The organism is Myxococcus guangdongensis (assembly GCF_024198255.1).
GTDB lineage: Bacteria > Myxococcota > Myxococcia > Myxococcales > Myxococcaceae > Myxococcus > Myxococcus guangdongensis.
The window spans coordinates 61,977-78,338 of sequence record NZ_JAJVKW010000013.1; the positions used below are offsets into that span (position 1 = coordinate 61,977).

A 16,362-nucleotide genomic window follows, 5' to 3' on the forward strand; every position below is an offset into this window, starting at 1 on the left:
GCGTCCACGAACCTTTAACACGCGAAAATCCAATGCGACACCTTCGTCTGATAGAAGGCGCGAGGAACGCATACGCGCAGGATGTAGGAGTGCACCGTGGCCTCGAACAACAGCACGCATCCGGGTGGACCTGGGCTGTCGATATTCGCCGTGGGCGATGTCTTCGTGGACCGCGACGACCCGGGGACGGCCTTCTCCTCGGCCGGCGACGTCCTGCGCGCAGGTGACGTCGTCTTCGGCAACTGCGAGGGCGTCTTCAGCGACGACATCCACCGTGCCCCCAGCGCCGGCTCGGCCGTCACCGCGCCCGCGGCGAACGCCGCCCCCTTGGCGAAGGCGGGCTTCGACATCATGTCCCTGGCCAACAATCACAGTCTCGACGGGGGACACGCCGCGCTCCTGTCCATGCGCCGGACCCTGGCCGACCTGGACATCGCCACGGTGGGCGCGGGCGCGAACCTCGCGGAGGCCACCGCGCCCGTGTATCTGGAGCGCGATGGGAGACGGCTCGCCTTCCTGGCCTTCAGCTCCGTGTTCCCCTACGGCTATGAGGCGCGCCCGGCCATCCCGGGGCTCGCGCCCTTCCGTGCACATACCCGCTACACGCCCGTGGAGTTGACCTCCTGGAGTCCGGGCATGGCCCCCGTGGTGAGCACCGAGCCGCTGGTCGAGGACCAGAAGGTGTTCCTCCGCAGCCTGGCCGAAGCCCGCGCGAAAGCAGACATCGTCTTCGTCAGCTTCCACTGGGGTGACGCCACCGTTCCGTTCTCGCTGACCGACCATGAACGACGGACGGCCAGGCTCGCCATCGACCACGGGGCCGACGTCGTCGTGGGTCACCATCACCACATGCTCCGCGGTGTCGAGTTCCATGCCGGCAAACCCATCTTCTACGGCCTGGGACACTATGTGTTCGACCTGCCGAACCTGCCCGAGCGACTCGCGAAGGACGGGTACCTGGGCGTGGGACGGCCCGAGGAGATGGCGGCCTGGGCTCGCAGGTTCGGCGAGTACATGATTCGCCCACGGGAAGGCTACCCATTGCTGCCATTCCACCCGGATTCGAGGATGACGGGCGCGGCGGTGATTCACCTCGCGCCGGACGGGCGCATCCGCGCCGGCTTCCTGCCCGCGGTCATCAATCCCGCCAACGAGCCGATCCACGTGTCCGCGGACAGCGACGAAGGCAGGCGGGTGGTCGCCTATCTCGAACGCTGCTGCGCGGCCGAGCAGCTCCCCACGAAGCTCGTCGCCCCTCGGCCCGACTCCGGACTGCCCGCCTCGTGCATCGAGTTCGTCTCGACCGCGACCGACTGAGCAGGTTCAGAGGCTGTCGCTGTCGAGTGGAGTCACTCGCGCGACCGCGGAGCGGACGCCAGACGTTCCGGCGCCAGGTCCCTGCTCCTGGCGGCCTGGGCTGATGTGGGTATGGCACGGTATCTTCGCGGGACACCTTCGGGAGGAAGCCCGTCATGCGTTCGCAGCACATCTTCGTCGCCATCGTCCTGTTGTCCGCGTCCGCGCGTGCCGAAGCGCTCAAGCCGTTTCAGAAGGAGGCCAAGGCCTCTTTCGAGAAGGCGATCTCCAGCGCCCTGAAGACCGCCAACACCGCGTGCGGCACCCGGCTCAAGGTCAAGACCAACTTCAATTGGTTCGACCTCAAGGACTGGGAGGGCCGCGGCTACGAGGACTCCTGCAAGGAGATGATTCTCGGCCTCGCGAGCATGTGCGAGACCCCCGAGCGAAAGAAGGCCCTCGCGAAGAAGGTCACCGGCCTGGCGTGCCTGTTCACGTGGGACATCTCGCAGCTCGCGCTCTACGCCGCCGCCGCACCTGAACATCCCGACGACAAGAAGGCCGTCGCCCACGAAGCCAGCTCGCACAACGTCTCGTTCTCGAAGGGCTGGCTCACGTACCAGATCCACAAGGGTGACAAGGGCGTGACGGAGGACACCTGGGTGGTCCTCGGGGATGTGCTGAGAGTCGATTCCCGCTGAAGCCAACCCGGGCGGTCGCCCCCACCGTGTTCAGACTCGACTTTCGCCCTTGTGGGGTGGGCTGCCCAAGCAGTGGGACGAGAGGAGAGAGGGCTGAGGGTAGGGAAAGAGCGGCCATCGAGACCGGCTGAGGAGGTGTCCGGCAAGACACGCCTCTTCCAGCACCTTCGAGGTCTGCGCTGGCCGCTTCCCATGTGTATGCATTGCTTCGAGTCCTGCAGTTGGTTCGGCCGGCGTTCACCGAGCCCTCGTTCCCGCGATTGCTGGTCCTGTTCGCCGGGTGGGTGTGCAGTGGCGGGCATCGCATGCCTGCCGCAGCGCCCGCTCCAACTTCCGCCTGTCGTACGCTGTCAGCCCCAGCTCGGCAGGGCTCCTTGCCGGTCGCATGCCCCGGAAGCTGCGCATGCGGCCGGAATGTGTCTCGGAACTTCGGGCCACCGACTCAGCGGCGCTGCATGGACTCAACCACGTCGAAGATGTGCGCCAACGCGCCCTCCATGGCCTTCGCGGTGGCATCGCCGCTCTGGTTGGTGATGATGAACACCCCCAGCTGGTACTTCGGCACGATGAAGGCATAGCTTTGCGCGCGCGGCACGCCGCCGTGATGCACGTAGTGGGTGCCCAACTGGCTGTTCTGGCCGATGTTCCAGAAATAGCCGATGCGGAAGTCCTCTTCGAAGCGCACCAGCGACTTGTGCGACTCGGCCACCGCTGGATGGGCGCTCAACTGCAAGCGCAGGTACTTGAGCATCTCCGGCATCGTCGCCTTCAAGTTTCCCGCGGCGCCCCAGGGCAGCAGTGGCATCGGCGTGGTGATGACCGGGTTGTCGCTGTGGTAGCCGGGCGCCAGCCGGCTGATGTCCTGGGCAGACAGGCGAAGCCATGTATCGCGCATGCCGGCTTCCCGGGACAAGAACTCCGCGAGCAACGATTCGTAGGGGGCTCCGTAGATTCTCTCGAGCGTGTGCGCGACCAACTCGGTGCCCGCGCTCGAATACGCATAGTCCTTGCCGAGCGGGCCCTGGATGCTGACGGCGTGCAGGTCCTGCCAGAATTGCTGCTGCCCGTAGCCTGCATAGGCGGCATTGAGCTTTGCAGGGGTGGCATGCTCGGTGAAGTCCTTCAACACCTCATTGACTTGCAGTGGCAACATCCCCGGCAAGCCGCTGGTGTGCGTGAGCAGATGGCGCAGACGGACAGGCTCGCCGTTCGACTGCAAGTTCGGATACGCGGACGGTAGATACTTTTGTATCGGGTCGTCGAGAGTCGCCTTGCCTTCGAGCACGGCGTTTGCCAACAGCAGGCCGGCGAAGGTCTTGCTGACCGAACCGATTTCATAGAGCGTCGCATCGTCGGGCGGATTGGACTTGCCGGTCTCCAGCTCACCTCGATGCAGGATGAACTCCTCGCCGCGATAGACCACCGCGATCGAGGTCGAGTGCAGCAGCCTTTCCTGAAGCAGGGCTGTCGCGGCCTGGTTCATTGCCGTGGGAATATCGCGTGCGGGCACAGAGCCAGCCGTCTTGCACGCGGCCAGCACCAGCGTCATTCCAGCAATGGCTACGGAGAGTTGATTCATCAGGCGCATCTTCCAGGGTGGGGTGGACATTTCTCGCACAACCCCCAGACCGGAGCCATGCACCCGGGGGCGCCTTGTGGTCGCACGGGCGGAGTCGAGCCCCCTTCACGTACGCCATGACCCGCCGCCTGACTCCACACCTCGCTCAGTCTCCTCCTCCACTTCGAAGGAGGGCACCACGAGCATGGCGACCCTGGAGCAGGCGAATGGGGACGTGGGTTATTCGGCCGCCTTCTTCCGGGACGGGGAGCCGTCAACCTACTCCGTGTTCATCGATCGTGACGGCGTCCCCCAGACCTCCTTGGGAGGCATTCGCAGTGGAGAGGCCCAGGTCCACTCGGTCCAGAACCCGGAGCCGCCGCTGATCGTGCGGCCCCTGGGTATGGCGGCTCACCGACAGGTGGGCAGGCCAGCGGCCGTCGGGACACACCCCCATTCAGTCCACTGCGTGACGTAATGACAGACTCCTGGATATTGACAGGAGAGCTGGGAGCAATACCGCACCTGCTTGATTTCGATAGGACTACAGCACCCGGAATTACCCCAGGCCGTGCAACTGATCCGGGTCTCGAAAGCCTCGACATCCCCTGGCTGTTCGGAGGACTCCGGAGGCAACGTTTCCTCCACCTCTCCTCCTTCAGGAGCAGCGCCACAAGCGGTCATGATTCCGAGAACGAGGACACCCAGGGCGACGTGGAGCTTCATGCGTGGACTCTCCAGTGAGAATGTGTGACCCATTACAATCTCAACTGGATGACACGAGGAAGATGAGTGGAATCGACCCCACCACGCCTGAGTGCCCTCCAAACCACGAGCGACGTGGGTTCAGGCCAACCGACAGGATTGAAGTTCTTGACCTCCGATATCAGGAGCGGTCCAGAACCTGCCGAACCAGTCGGCGGCCTCGTCGGTTTCCCACGCTCGGCTTCCCCAGTCGCCCAATGGAGCTCCTCTTCCTTCTCGGCTCGACGTTATCGCCACGGACGTGAACGCGGTCGCCACCGACAGCGATGGCGTGAAGATGACCCAGCGCCGCTGCGCCAGGGATTGGATAGAGTCCAGCGCCGCCGTGCAGGCAGCACTCACCGAGCACTGAAGAGCACGTGCCTCCGGGGCCTGTCGCGACGCGGCGACACCGGAGCTTCAGGGCCCACGAAAGGAATGACGATGTCCGCGAAGAGTCTTGTCATTGCGATGGGATGCGCCGTGTTGTTGCTCGGCTGCGACGGAGCACCCCAGGAATCGCAGGAGATCGTCGGCAACCTGCTCAAGGCCGGGTTCCCCGCTGACGACATCATGGTCGTCGAAGGGAAGGTCTATGCGGGGCGGGACGCCGAGGTGACCCTGTCCGCGTCACGCGAGATGCTCGAGCCCGGAGACAGCCGCCGAGAGCAATATCGCACGACCAACCTCATCAGCGCGTCGCTCTCGAAGATATGCGTCAACGCTCCGGCGTTCACGGGCGTCTTCAGCACCGCCCTGGACATGGCCCTCGCGAACTACAACGCGTTGTCGCTCACCTTCACCCTGGCACGGGCCCCGAGCACGGGCTGTGGCTTCACCATCAATGCGTTCATCGATCCAAACATGAACGGCGGCGTGGCCGGGTTCCCGTCGAATGGAGTCCCCTATGGGCAGATGACCATCGGTGGCCTGCTCAGTCAGTACGGCGTCGATGTCATCGAGCACGTCATCACGCATGAGCTCGGCCACACCCTCGGGTTCCGCCACTCGGACTACTACAACCGCGCCATCAGCTGCGGCTCCGGCGGCAACGAGGGAGACGCCGGCGTCGGCGCGATCCACATCCCGGGCACGCCCACCACGGCGACCGTCGGCGGCTCCATCATGAACTCCTGCTTCCGCTCCGTGGAGACAGGTGAGTTCACCTCCAGCGACCTCACCGCGCTGAACGCCTTGTATGCGCCCGCATCCGTCTGCAAGGGCCAGACGCCGCAGGGAGCGACGGCCTGGCAGCAGTATGACACCAACGGCATCTACCTGGATGTGAACACGTCGAGCTGCGGCTTCGGCTCGACGCCCTTGTACTTCACCTCCCTGGGCGGCAACAGCAGCCACTGGCAGGCGCTAGGCGCCACGTCCATCTACAATCCGACGGCCACGGGTTTCCGTGTCTTCATCTACCTCCCGGGCCTCACCACGACCCAGGCCAACTCGTGGGGCTGGCATCTGAATTGGCAGGCCACTCCCAACAGCCTGCGCCAGCCCTCACTCTGCACGGGCCAGACGCCGCAGGGGACGACATCCTGGCAGCAGTATGATGCCAACGGCATCTACCTGGACGTGAACACATCTGGATGCGGCTTCGGCTCGACGCCGCTGTACTTCACCTCCCTGGGTGGCAACAGCAGCCACTGGACGACCACTGGCGCCACCTCCATCTACAGTCCAACGGCCACGGGCTTCCGTGTCTATGTCTTTCTCCCAGGCGTCACCACCACCCAGGCCAATTCGTGGGGCTGGCATCTGAACTGGCAGGCCTCCCCCACCGATTTGCGCCACCCGTCGTTCTGCACAGGCCAGACGCCCCAGGGAAACACGGCGTGGCAGCAATACGATGCCAACGGCATCTACCTGGACGTGAACTCGGCGGACTGCGCCCTTGGCACGACGCCGCAGTACTTCACCTCCCTGGGTGGCAACAGCACCCACTGGACGAGCGCGGGCGCCACATCCATCTACATCCCGTCGCCCACGGGCTTCCGCGTCTTTGTCTTCTCCCCAGGCATCACTGTTCCCCAGGCCCATGCGTTCGGTTGGCACCTGAACTGGAGCGCGAGGTAGCCCCTCCTCCCATTCATTTCCCCTCGCGCTGGCGGAGCCACTGGGAGATCGCCATCCCTGACTCGAGATGGCGGTCGAGGAACGCGAAGTGCCCGCTGTCCAGCTCCACATAGGTGGCTCGCCCCCCCAGGCGCTCGACGTAGGAGCGCATGGAGGGGGTGTCCATCATGGAATCATGGCGCCCCTGTATCACCAGCGTGGGCACCTCCGGCACGGGGGCCGAGGACTTCGCGCCGGACACGAGCACCAATCCCCGCAGCTCGAGCCCTGGGTGTGAGACGCGATTGACGAGCATGCTCGCCCCCACGCCGCCGTTGGAGAGCCCTCCCAGGTAGAAGTGACGAACCCCTCGGGCCGAAAGCCATTCGAGGGTCGCCTTCAAGGTGGCCGCCCCCTGGGGCGACCACCAATCTCCGGCGGGGCCCACCGAAGGGCACACCGTCAACGCGGAGATGGACCAGGACGCCCGCGCCATCTCCCAGCAGTACACGGCGAAGTTGCCCGCATACCCATGCAGGAAAACCACGGCCGTCTCCGGCATCACCCCCCGCGCCGGCGGGATGACCAGCGCATCGAAGGATTCCGCCGACTGAAGCCCCAGGTAGGTGGCAATCGCGGGCGTGGCCACCGAACCCTCCGCGGACTCCATCCGGTCGAAGGCCGCCTCCAGCGCCGGGATGAACCCGCTCGCGTCCGTGCGCGGCAACTTCCCCAGCCGAACCAGGGCGTGCGCCGCGAACAGCGTCCCGTCCCGCTCGTCGACGAGCCGATTCACCCACCGGTGCCCCCCATCCGGGAGGTGAACGGTCTCCAGGAGCGTGCCATCCGCGAAGAGCAGACGTGAGCCGGCCACGAGCGCGATGAGGCCGAGCCCCACTCGCCACAGCCCCCGCGCGCGCAACATCAGGCCGATGGCCACCAGCACGAGCCCCCCGGCGTAACTCCATCCCGAAGGCGAGGCGCCGATGCGGGCCGCCGTCGCCAGCATCAGCCCCGCAACCGGCGTCAGGAACACCCCCAACAGGACCCCAGGCCACGTGCGGGGCCGTGAGCCCACCTTCGAGGGGGCACGTGGAACGCCTGCGGGAACCGCCATGGGCGCGGAGAGGGAATGAGCCATGCCACGCACCATGACGAACCTGGAGGCGCCCACGGAGCCCACGGGGCCGAGCGGTCCGGAGGCCCGCGGGAGTGGTTCCAACGGGTGTCTGGCCGGCGCCCCCGCCGCGCACCTCTCCCACTCCGACTGGACGCGGCGCCGTGCCTGGACCTGTCTCAGTCGATTCGCGTCCAGGCCGTGCCGTCGTAGAGGAACAGGTCCTTCGGGCCGACGGCGCACAGGCCGCTCTCGCCCACGCTCAGGGACTGCAAGGTTCGCGGGCCATCCCCCTCGAACGCGTGCACCTGGAACCGTGCGCCATCCCAGACGTAGAGCGCCTGCGCCGAACACGCGTACAGCCGGCCGCCGTACCACGCCAGACTGAGGAGCTCGTGCGAGAGCTCACGTGTCTCCACACAGGGCGGCTCACGGCTTCTTGGGCGTCGTGGTCGGCGGTGTGGCCGGAGCGGGGTCCACCACCGCGCTCCAGTCGATGTCCGCGTTGATGTCCGCCAGCCGCCCGGTGGTCTGCTGTCGTCGGTCTTCCTTCCCAAGGTCGCCCGGGTGCACGACACCGTAGGGCAGCTTGAGGTCCTGCGCCGCGTCACGCGCCTTGACCGCCTTGTCGCGGCCGACGCGCAGCTCCCCTCTCCTGCGCTGCACCTCACGCGCCGCGGCGGCCTTGGCCAGATAACGCTCCCGCTGCATCTTCAGCTCGTCGCGCTCCGGCCCTGCCCCCAGCTTCGAGAGCTGCCGCTGAAGGTCTGCCGCCGCGGCCTCGAGCTCGCGGACGAGCGTCGGGTCGTTCACCCGGGGGTCGCTCTCCACCGCTTCAATCTCGACGTCGACCGCGCGCAGCTTCCGGGTCGCGGCCGCCACCTCGGCCTCCTTGCCCTCCTTGGCCGCCTGGTGCTTCGGGTCCAGCTTCGCGTTGTAGGCGCGGATGTTCGCGTCGAGCACCCTGGCGTTGGCGCTCAGGGTGCGCAGCCGCTGGAAGAGACGGACCAGCGCCTCCAGGTCGTCGCCCCGATTCACGCCGCGGAGCTCGGCGAGCTGTCCCGGGTCCAGGTGCTTGCCCAGCGAGCCCAGGAAGGACTCGTTCTTTGCCTGGAGCCACGTCACGAGCTTCTTCCGGTTCACCGGTCCCTTGAGCTTCTTGCCCTGGATGAAGTCCGCGTTCTCCTTCACCAGCTTCGTCGCTGCCGCGCCCGAGCGGCCCGGCAGCATCTGCGCCGCGGTGAGCGCGGGCCCCGTGTCGGGAGTCACCCGTGAGATGTGCGTGACGGGCGTGACGTACGGGTCCAGGTTGTTGCTGGGATTGGGCACGAAGCGGCCGCCCAGCCTCGCCTTGTGCTGCACGCCGCCTCTGGCCGGGGTCGGCTGACTCCAGACGATGGCCACGTGGTAGCGGACTCCGGATGGCGTCTGGATGAGATCCTTCTTCTCCCAGTGGGAGAAGATGACGCTGTGCCCACCGCCTTCCGAGGCGTTGGCGTTGTAGAGGTACAGCCAATCTCCCGTCTGGATGTCGTCGAGCTTCGCCAAGGGGAGATGCCGTTGCCGGTAGTATTTCGACCCCTTGCCAGGGTTCTCCGCCGCCGCCTTCTCCGCCGCCTCCGCCTGCTTCGTGCCCTCGTGCAGCGGCCCCAGGCCCTCGTCGTTCGGCTTCACGGTGCTCGGCGCCGGCCCCTGGTGTCCCGCGCCGCAGGACGGGGGCATCTCGGCGCCCTCGGCCTCGTCGAGGGGAAGCTTGTCTTCCGAGACCCGGTCCTGCTTCGTGACGTCAATCGACCTCCCCGTGTTGAGCATCGCGGCGCCCAACGGGTCGAAGGACCCCATCACCCCTCCGGCGAAACCAGACCCGGGCGGGGTGGCGCCGGCGTAGTGGTGGACGATCTGCACCCAGTGGAAGCAAAACTGCGCATGCACCCGCTGGTCGAACGAGCCGGGCTGATAGATGCCCTTCGCGAGGATGTGGGCAGCGAGGAGCAGGCGCTGCTGCGCCGTGGTCGCCCCCCGGTCAGAGCCGTTGAACAGGCGCTCGGGGATGCGCCTGGTGAGGATGAAGTCGCGCAGCTTCTGGCGCTGGGTGCTCGTGAAGAGCACCTGGAGCCTCGCGGAGGTCAGCGGGGCCGCCGGCACGCCGAACCCAATCAGCACGTCCGCGAACTCATCGTTGAAGAGGGAGGTGAACGCGTCCGACGACGTCTGGGGCGACGCCGGACCGACGAGCGCTTCCAGGCGGGTGACCTCGGCCCGCAGATGCCGGATGGTCGCGTTGTCGGCCCCAGGGGGCTGCCGCGCCAGCCAGCGGAGAATCCTGGCGATCTCCAGCCGCGCGGACTGCGGGTTTGCTGTACTGACGCTGTTCTTCAGGGACTGTGGCTCGTCCGTGTCTGCCCCCAGCAGCGGCGTGCCCAGAGGCTGCCGGCGGAGCGTGCTCGTACCGCCCTGGAGGGTGTGCGACAGCTCGTGCGCCAGCAGCCGGTCTCCGGTGGCCGTCCCCGGCCCGTAGCGCCCGGGAGCGAAGACCACGTCACTGCCCACGGAGTAGGCGTGCGCGCCCACCGCCAGGGCGCTCTGCGCGGCTCGCGAGTCGTCGTGCACACGCACGGAGGAGAAATCAGCGCCTCCGAAGCGCGCTTCCATCGCGTCTCGCGCGGCCGGCTCCAGCGGGCGCCCGGGTCGAGCGAGCACCTCGTGGACGACCGGCGGCGCGAGCGCGCGCGAGGCCCCCACGCCCCCATTCCCCCAGTGCAGCCCCGAGCCGAGAGGCGCGGAGTTCGACGTCCCCATGGCCTTGTCGGCCACGGCGTCTGCCTCGCGCTCGCACGGGTCCTCAGGGGAGCCGAGGGTCAGCTCCCGCTGAGCCTGGGGCGGTGTGATGGCGATGCGGGCGAAATCGAACGAGGACCCGGGCGCGACCGGCGGCGACACCTCGCCTCCCGATTCCGCGGCGTCGCGCCTGACGGCTGGGCGCTGCGATTCACGCTTCGGGGCAGGAGCATGCGCCGACGACGGACGCGGCTTCTGGTCGAACGCGAACATGGAGCAGTCCTCCCCCTGGACGACAACGATGGCGCCGCACGGCGTCAGTCGCCAAGTATAGGGGAGATGGGGGCACGGGCGTCACCTGGCGTGGGCGAAGCCCCACTCAACGCTCCCCCCAGTTGCCCAGGAAGTCGCCCATGGTGAGTCGCACGCCTTGGTTGCGCAGGATGCCGTAGGCCGTGGTCAGGTGATAGAAGAAGTGGGGAATCGCAAAGGCCATCAGGAACTGTCGACCCCTGGCGCGCACCGAGCCCCGGCGGTGCTCGATGACGACCTCCCGTTCGAGGCCCGCTTCGAGGTCGCTCGAAGAGAGTTCGCGCAGATACGCCATCGTCGCATCGAGCCGGTGATGGAGCTCCGCGAAACTCCTCGCATCGCTCGCGGCCGGCACCCGTGACTCTCCCAGTAATCGCGCCATCGCCAACCTGGCGCCCTCCGCGGCCCAGTGGACGTGAGCGGCGAGGGTGTACTGGTGCAGGTCCGCTGGCGAGTCAGCCGCGCCTGCTCCGGAGAGTCGCGCGTCCAGCAACGACTGGTCACCACAACCCCTTGCGGCGGCATGCTCCTCCGCTTTCGTCAGCTGCGTTTTGAGATTGGCGAGCCCGCGGACGAACACGCCAGTGGTCAATTCATTGGCATCCAAAGACATGCCCCATTCTCTCACATGTCGACCCTCGAGTGCTTGTCACTTGATGGACGGAGGACGTTGGCCATCCCCATCGTGTGCGCCGCGCAGGAGGCCGCCAGGAAGAGGGGCCGTTCATTCCATGCGCGGTGTCGCGAGCCGCGTTGACCTGGGCCCCGTCTGCGGACGCGGTGGTATCGAGCCCACCTGCGGACGTCGCTCGAGCTGTACCAGAACGCAGGGGGCACCAACGGAGCGGGCGCCAGTTCGTTCCGCATCCGCCGCCGGCGCCCCTGCCTGGGCAACGTCTACAGCATCCCGGCGACGCTCGATGATGTCCGGACCTACAGCCGCGAGCCCACCGCCTGCGACATCGCGCGAATGAACACGCCCTGACGCACAGGGCCACCGCGCCCCGACGACACTCGAGCCGGGGCGCGGGCGCGGGGGACCGCAAGCCGTTGAACACACTGTCCTTGCAGCTCAAACCCAAAAGCCATTCGCTGCACGTCTTGTTTTTACCAACAATGGCATGCCAGCATCATCGCCCTCACCCCGCAGGAGCCAGCGATGACCCAGACGACCGCGTTCGCCGTATCGTTCCTGACTGCACTGTCCTTGTTCGGATGTAATTCCGCGGACGTCGCCGATCCGCTGGGCCAGGCGGAGAGCGCCGCAACCAGCGTCGGGGTCGGCACCCGGACCCGCTACCTCGCCCCGGACGGAGCATGCGGTGACCAGGGGACGAACGTCTGCAGCTTCGGGTTCGGCACGACCCAGCCCACGGAGCTCCTCACCGTGGTGGGAGCGAACCAGGTCGAGCTCACCTACCTGACGAAGCCCGAACTCCTCCTGGCCCGGGGAGGTCTGGCCGTGAAGACAGCCATCCTGCTGGATGAGCAGGTCACGAACGAGCTCGGGCTCCCGACGGGGACCCTGGTGCAACCTCAGTTCTCCCCGCTGGTGTACGACACGTCGGGATTCGTGAAGGTGCGCCTGAACATCGGGACGGTGCTCGTCGAGCCCCCGGACAAGGAGAACTTCGACCCGCAGGCGACGGTCCGCTGCTGTTCCGACGGCCACGCCAAGACGTGCCGCGGCTGTGTCGGTGGGAACAGCAGCGAGCGCCCCCCGTTCAGCGGGAGCTCGTGCTGCATGAACAGCATCCACTTCGACCCATCCACGACGAAGTGAGGATGGCCAGGCGCGGAGCCCGGAAACAGCAACCAGCTCGTGGCCGTGGGAGGGGTAGACTCCCTCCGTGAGCGATTCCCAGTCCGGGTTCCTCGACCGCGCGCTGGCGGCCTTCGACCGGCACGAGGACGAAGAAGCCCTCCAGCAGTTGCTGTCGGCCTGGCGCGAGTCGCGCTCCGAGCGCCTCGCCCAGCTCATTGAGCGACTGTCGGTGATGCTCCCCGGCTGGCTCGCGCCGCTCACGGGTCCCCTCGACCTGCCGATGCTGGTCGAGGACCTGCTGCTGCTCGCGAACCACAAGTACCCTCGCGTGCTGAGCAGCGAGCTCATCGACCCCGCGAAGTGGCCCGCGGATCCCCGCCTCACGCCCGTGTTGCTCGCCCTCGCGCCCATGCCCGTGGCCCAGCAAGGCCCAGGCAGGGTCTTCGACCACGTCTGTGACCTGCTCGACGTCGTGAGGGACCCGCGCGGCCTCGGGCCACTTCACACCCTTCGCGCCGCCCTTCCTCCCGACAGCCGGTACGCGAACAGGCTCGACGTCACCCTCCAACGCCTCGCCTCGCAGCAGTTCTCCAGGCCCGACACGAGGACCTCCACCCTGAGCGATGCACTTGAGCACGCCCTCTGCCGGCGCGAGGAAGCCACGGCCCGGAGCGCCCCCTTGCGCGAGGCGCTCCTGGCCCGCGTCGCCGCCCATCCTGACGATGACAGCCCGCGGCGGGTCCTGGCCGACCACCTGCTGGAGCAGGGAGACCCGCTGGGGGAGCTCATCACGCTGCAATGCATGCCGCAGCGGGACGAGGCCCGCGTCACGCGGCTGCTCGATGTGCATGGGAACCGGTGGACCGCGGCGCTCGGGCCCTGCGTCGTGCACCAGCTCGTGCGCCTGGAGCGAGCCTTTCCGGTGGCCGTCACGGTCGCGATGGGCCCCGGTTGGCGCCTGCTGCCGCCTCCCGGGCCGTTCTGGAGCACCGTCCGGGAGATCGACTGGAGCGGGACGGGCTACGCCGCGCAGGCGGACTGGCTCGCACACCCGCACCTGCGCCAGGTGACGGTGCTGCGGCAGGTGAACGCCAGAGTCGCCCGGCGGCTGGGCGCGCATCCCCTCCCCGTGCGACAGCTCGAACTGAAGGGGCAGCTCACCCACGACGGCCCCAACGTGTTCATGGGGCTGGCCTCCCTGCCCCAGCTGTCCCGGGTGGAGGTCCAGGAGGCCGAGCCTCGGGACGTACTCCTGTGTGCGAGCGCTCCTTTGGCCCGGCGACTGGAGCGCTTCAAGGCGTCCAGCCCTCGCGCGTGGGCCCTCACGGTATCGCCCACGGCGGGAGTACCCGCCGAGGCCACGCTGGAGCATGAGTCCCACTGCGCGGCCCTGGCGGAAACCCTCCGTGCCTCGACGGGCTTCGGTGTGCACACGCTCCACCTCCACTCCCGGCACCGACTCGGAGCACGAAACCGTGCCCTGCTGGAGGCAGCGACCGCCGGCTATGCGCACGTCGAGTGGAACCTGCCTCGCGGCTTCTGGTGACACCTTGTGACGAAGGCCCTCATCGAGGGCGGATCCAGAGGTCGCCTTGGATGCGCGGGCAATCACAATCGAATGACTGACACAGCAGCATGGCGATGCTTGCATCACTTCCCGAGTGCTCGAAATGTCAGAGTCTCAGGTGAAGATGCTCCCAGTTCGACACCACAAGGAGCCCTCGACCATGAAGACCGCCATCGCAGCCCTCACCCTGCTCGTGTCCACCTCCGCCGCGGCATCCCTGACCCTCCGCTACGAGAACAAGGACTCCAAGGCGTACGCCGCCGACGCCGTGTGCAGCGGGAGCAAGCAGGACCCCGTGAAGTTCTCCGCGAGCACCACGTCCTCGGTGTCCATCCAGGGCTCGTCGCCCTGCAAGGTGACGCTGAAGGGCACCACCATCACCTTCGACGGTGACGCGAACATCATCATCAAGGACGGGAAGATCTCCCGGAAGTAGTCAGAAGCCCCTGCGCTCCCGTCCGCGCCACGGACGGACGGGAGCGCGCTGTCCGGCACGGCGTCAGGCGAAGGTCCCCAGCGCGCCCGGCGGGATTCGGCCTCCCCTCGGCCTGCGCGGCCTCGCGTCGACACCCCTTCTGTCGGCCCCCGAGCACGTCTGTTCTATGCACCCGCCGCGAGCGCGTCGGCGAGGTGGGGAAACGCTGGCTTGAAGCCGAGGTCTTCGCGGATGCGGCGCCCATCGAGCAGCACGTCGAAGGCGCGCGCGAATTCGGCATTCGAGCCATCAGGCGGCGGCGCCCCCACGGATGCGAAGAGCGTGGCGAGGTCGGGCGCCTCGTCGTCGACGACGTTGTAGATGCGGTGCGCGGGCGAAGGCGCCTCGAGCAACCGCGCGACGGCCTGCGCGATGTCCGCGTGGTGGCCAATCGACATGCGCTGGGCCGCCGGAAAGCCGCGCATCATCGGTACCACCTCCTCGATATGCGGGTCCCCATCGCCGTACACGAACGGCAGGCGCAGCACCCGCACGTCGAGTCCCTCGACGCCCAGGAGGAAGCGCTCCGCGGCGAGCTTGCTCACCGGATAGGCCGCGCTCGGGGCGCAGGGAGCGTCCTCTTGGGTGAGGAGCCCTCCCGTCGAGCCGTACACCAGACCCGTGCTCGTGAAGATGAAGCGCTTCACGGAGGCGGCACGTGACGCGGTCGCCAGGTGCTGCGTGCCCAGGTCATTGACCGCGTGCGCCTGCTCGGGCGTCGCGCCCCGGAAGAACGCGGCGCAGTGGACCACGGCGTCGACGCCGTGCACGGCGGGCACGAGCGAGCCCGCGTCGAGCAGGTCGCCCTGGACGAGCTCCACACGCGCCTCCCTCAGGCGGGCCGCGCGCGTCGGCTCACGGACGAGGGCGCGCACTTCATGGCCACGCTCGGCAAGTCGCTGGGTGAGTCGGCTTCCGACCTTTCCGGTCGCTCCGGTGACAAGGATTTTCATGGGCCGCACGTTGCCCGCCAAGTCGCGTCCAAGATTGGAGAAAACGGACACGCGCCCCCCCGCTTGCGCCACCCTCGCGCGCGGGCCAGAGTCAGCGCATGCACGCGGAACGTGTTCATCGCGGTCACATCACGCCGAGCGCCTCGGTCGCGTCCGCGGTCGCGGCGTTGATTGTCGACGAGCGGGACCACGACGTGCGGGGCGTCCTGATTCCGCGCCCCGAGGTCCACCTCGTCGTCCGGTTCGGGCCAGCGGCGCGAAGGGGCCTCGATGCACACGCGATGGGCGGAACCCAGCGGGTACGTCGAAAGCACATCCACAGCGGACAACGGACCGTGACGGCGCGTCTTCACCTGGGCGCGCATGAGGCGGTGCTCGGCGTACCGGCCTCCGCCCTCGTCGGAGGCATCGTCGCGCTCGAGGACCTGTGGGGCGATGTCGCGGCCCGGCGGCTCTTCGAGCGGCTCGGCGACACCGACGACACGGCCCAGGCGGCGGCCATCCTCGAGAGCGCCATCGCCGAACGCCTCGCGCGCGCGGGCGGGCGCCACGCCCAACCCCGGCTCGCCCTCAAGGCCGCCGAGAGGCTCGCGCGCGGCACGGTGAACGATGTCGCGGGCGACATCGGGGTGAGCGAGCGACACCTGCGCCGCGTGTTCCGCGAAACCATCGGCGTGGGACCCAAGGCCTTCGCCAGGGTCGTCCGCTTCCATCGCGCGCTGCGCGCCGCGCTCGAGGACGAACACGCCCACTGGGCGGACATCGCCGCCGACGCCGGCTACTACGACCAGGCGCACCTCATCGCCGACTTCCGTGCGTTCACGGGCATGACGCCCCAGGGGTTTCTCGGCGAACTCCGAGCGACACCGTTGATCAGCTGACCGGGCGGCGCCTCCGCGCACCCTCGACAGTCCCGTACTCAGGAGCAGGACCTCCCGGCGGACGTCGGCCGACCAGACTCCCGGGCAGGCCCCTTCCAGGCCGGGCCGTCATGGGGCGCCTGCTCGCGGCACCGGGGCCACGACACCGGCAGGC

Annotated in this window: 13 protein-coding genes; 7 read left to right on the plus strand and 6 right to left on the minus strand. The window is 67.8% G+C overall.

All coding sequences use genetic code 11. From position 1 onward, the window contains the following. Positions 1–96 precede the first annotated feature (96 nt). Both LXT21_RS33185 and LXT21_RS33190 read left to right on the plus strand, forming a co-directional pair. Positions 97–1,317: a CapA family protein gene (locus LXT21_RS33185; RefSeq protein ID WP_254042227.1), complete on the plus strand. Its 1,221-nt coding sequence runs from the start codon at positions 97–99 to the stop codon at positions 1,315–1,317. A gap of 155 nt (positions 1,318–1,472) precedes the next feature. After that, positions 1,473–1,997 carry a hypothetical protein gene (locus LXT21_RS33190; RefSeq protein ID WP_254042228.1) on the plus strand — a complete coding sequence of 175 codons (525 nt, stop codon included), beginning with the start codon at positions 1,473–1,475 and terminating at the stop codon, positions 1,995–1,997. 442 nt (positions 1,998–2,439) lie between these two features. Here LXT21_RS33190 and LXT21_RS33195 read toward each other — a convergent pair whose 3' ends face one another. Further along, positions 2,440–3,576, minus strand: a complete 1,137-nt coding sequence (locus tag LXT21_RS33195) for a serine hydrolase domain-containing protein (RefSeq protein ID WP_254042229.1) — start codon at positions 3,574–3,576, stop codon at positions 2,440–2,442. A gap of 1,167 nt (positions 3,577–4,743) precedes the next feature. On the opposite strand from LXT21_RS33195, the gene LXT21_RS45535 reads away from it, so the two are divergent. Continuing rightward, positions 4,744–6,381: a M57 family metalloprotease gene (locus LXT21_RS45535; RefSeq protein WP_323395268.1), complete on the plus strand. Its 1,638-nt coding sequence runs from the start codon at positions 4,744–4,746 to the stop codon at positions 6,379–6,381. 13 nt (positions 6,382–6,394) lie between these two features. On the opposite strand, the gene LXT21_RS33205 is transcribed toward LXT21_RS45535, so the two are convergent. The 4 genes from LXT21_RS33205 to LXT21_RS33220 form a co-directional block, all read right to left on the minus strand. After that, on the minus strand, positions 6,395–7,501 hold the full coding sequence (locus LXT21_RS33205) for an alpha/beta hydrolase (RefSeq protein ID WP_254042230.1): 1,107 nt from the start codon (positions 7,499–7,501) through the stop codon (positions 6,395–6,397). Positions 7,502–7,656: 155 nt separating this feature from the next. Continuing rightward, positions 7,657–7,896, minus strand: coding sequence for a hypothetical protein (locus tag LXT21_RS33210; protein WP_254042231.1), 240 nt, complete (start codon positions 7,894–7,896; stop codon positions 7,657–7,659). Positions 7,897–7,906: 10 nt separating this feature from the next. Then, entirely contained in the window at positions 7,907–10,417 is a 2,511-nt protein-coding gene (locus LXT21_RS33215; protein ID WP_254042232.1) for an eCIS core domain-containing protein, read from the minus strand. A 217-nt stretch (positions 10,418–10,634) separates the two neighbouring features. After that, complete coding sequence (locus LXT21_RS33220) at positions 10,635–11,180, minus strand: DUF1993 family protein (protein WP_254042233.1); 546 nt, start codon at positions 11,178–11,180, stop codon at positions 10,635–10,637. A gap of 546 nt (positions 11,181–11,726) precedes the next feature. On the opposite strand from LXT21_RS33220, the gene LXT21_RS33225 reads away from it, so the two are divergent. The 3 genes from LXT21_RS33225 (at position 11,727) to LXT21_RS33235 (ending at position 14,335) form a co-directional block, all read left to right on the plus strand. Beyond that, positions 11,727–12,350: a hypothetical protein gene (locus tag LXT21_RS33225; RefSeq protein ID WP_254042234.1), complete on the plus strand. Its 624-nt coding sequence runs from the start codon at positions 11,727–11,729 to the stop codon at positions 12,348–12,350. A 67-nt stretch (positions 12,351–12,417) separates the two neighbouring features. Next, positions 12,418–13,878 (plus strand): TIGR02996 domain-containing protein, encoded by a 1,461-nt coding sequence (locus tag LXT21_RS33230; RefSeq protein ID WP_254042235.1) that lies wholly within the window; start codon positions 12,418–12,420, stop codon positions 13,876–13,878. A 181-nt stretch (positions 13,879–14,059) separates the two neighbouring features. Continuing rightward, positions 14,060–14,335, plus strand: coding sequence for a hypothetical protein (locus tag LXT21_RS33235; protein ID WP_254042236.1), 276 nt, complete (start codon positions 14,060–14,062; stop codon positions 14,333–14,335). Between the two features lie 164 nt (positions 14,336–14,499). Here LXT21_RS33235 and LXT21_RS33240 read toward each other — a convergent pair whose 3' ends face one another. Further along, positions 14,500–15,327 carry an NAD-dependent epimerase/dehydratase family protein gene (locus LXT21_RS33240; RefSeq protein ID WP_254042237.1) on the minus strand — a complete coding sequence of 276 codons (828 nt, stop codon included), beginning with the start codon at positions 15,325–15,327 and terminating at the stop codon, positions 14,500–14,502. Positions 15,328–15,425: 98 nt separating this feature from the next. Between LXT21_RS33240 and LXT21_RS33245 the strand changes: the two genes are divergently transcribed. Continuing rightward, positions 15,426–16,208: a helix-turn-helix domain-containing protein gene (locus tag LXT21_RS33245; protein WP_254042238.1), complete on the plus strand. Its 783-nt coding sequence runs from the start codon at positions 15,426–15,428 to the stop codon at positions 16,206–16,208. The last annotated feature ends 154 nt before the right edge of the window (positions 16,209–16,362 follow it).

What these genes read in the sequence shown, in the direction of transcription:
- LXT21_RS33190 (WP_254042228.1), top strand. Translation starts at nt 1,473, where the DNA reads ATGCGTTCGCAGCACATCTTCGTCGCCATCGTCCTGTTGTCCGCGTCC.
- LXT21_RS33195 (WP_254042229.1), bottom strand. Translation starts at nt 3,576, where the DNA reads ATGAATCAACTCTCCGTAGCCATTGCTGGAATGACGCTGGTGCTGGCC.
- LXT21_RS45535 (WP_323395268.1), top strand. Translation starts at nt 4,744, where the DNA reads ATGTCCGCGAAGAGTCTTGTCATTGCGATGGGATGCGCCGTGTTGTTG.
- LXT21_RS33205 (WP_254042230.1), bottom strand. Translation starts at nt 7,501, where the DNA reads ATGGCTCATTCCCTCTCCGCGCCCATGGCGGTTCCCGCAGGCGTTCCA.
- LXT21_RS33220 (WP_254042233.1), bottom strand. Translation starts at nt 11,180, where the DNA reads ATGTCTTTGGATGCCAATGAATTGACCACTGGCGTGTTCGTCCGCGGG.
- LXT21_RS33225 (WP_254042234.1), top strand. Translation starts at nt 11,727, where the DNA reads ATGACCCAGACGACCGCGTTCGCCGTATCGTTCCTGACTGCACTGTCC.
- LXT21_RS33235 (WP_254042236.1), top strand. Translation starts at nt 14,060, where the DNA reads ATGAAGACCGCCATCGCAGCCCTCACCCTGCTCGTGTCCACCTCCGCC.
- LXT21_RS33240 (WP_254042237.1), bottom strand. Translation starts at nt 15,327, where the DNA reads ATGAAAATCCTTGTCACCGGAGCGACCGGAAAGGTCGGAAGCCGACTC.
- LXT21_RS33245 (WP_254042238.1), top strand. Translation starts at nt 15,426, where the DNA reads ATGCACGCGGAACGTGTTCATCGCGGTCACATCACGCCGAGCGCCTCG.